This is a genomic window from Bowmanella dokdonensis, assembly GCF_017254865.1.
In the GTDB taxonomy this organism is placed as follows: Bacteria; Pseudomonadota; Gammaproteobacteria; order Enterobacterales; family Alteromonadaceae; genus Bowmanella; species Bowmanella dokdonensis.
In genome coordinates this window covers 1-493 of sequence record NZ_JAFKCV010000080.1, presented here as the reverse complement: position 1 = coordinate 493, position 493 = coordinate 1, and the positions used below count along the sequence as shown (strand labels likewise).

The window sequence follows — 493 nt, the reverse complement described above, 5'->3', positions numbered from 1 at the left end:
CCACCAGCACGGTTAAAGCACTGAGATCAATATCTGTTACCTGCTTCTTCACATCTTCACTGACTTCTTCGTCTATGGGCGAAATCTCGGCAAACACCTTCTCGACATCGATCACCTGAACCAGCTTGTTGTCTACCTTAGTGACAGCCGTCAGATAATGGTTGGCACCGGCTCCTTTGGGAGGAGGCATTATCTGTTCCCAGTTGATATTAACAATACGGTCTACGCCCCCCACCAGGAAGCCTTGGGTAGTGCGGTTGTACTCGGTGACCAGCACAAAAGCGGTTTTCAAATTCTCTATGCGTTTACCACCCGTGGCCTCACTGAGATCAATTACGGTAATAGGCACACCGCGTAAATGCGCTATTCCCCGTACACAGGGACTGGCACCAGGCATCTCAGTGAGCTCAGGACACTGCAGCACTTCTCTGACTTTAAACACATTGATGCCAAAGGGCTGCTCGCCGATCAGCCTGAAAATCAACAATTCCAG

General features: G+C 50.1%; 1 protein-coding gene. It reads right to left on the bottom strand.

Annotated elements, in window-relative coordinates; genetic code table 11:
- Nucleotides 1-493, bottom strand: a 493-nt coding sequence (locus tag J0A66_RS21630; RefSeq protein ID WP_241264371.1) for a chemotaxis protein CheW, incomplete at both ends; no start/stop codon positions are given.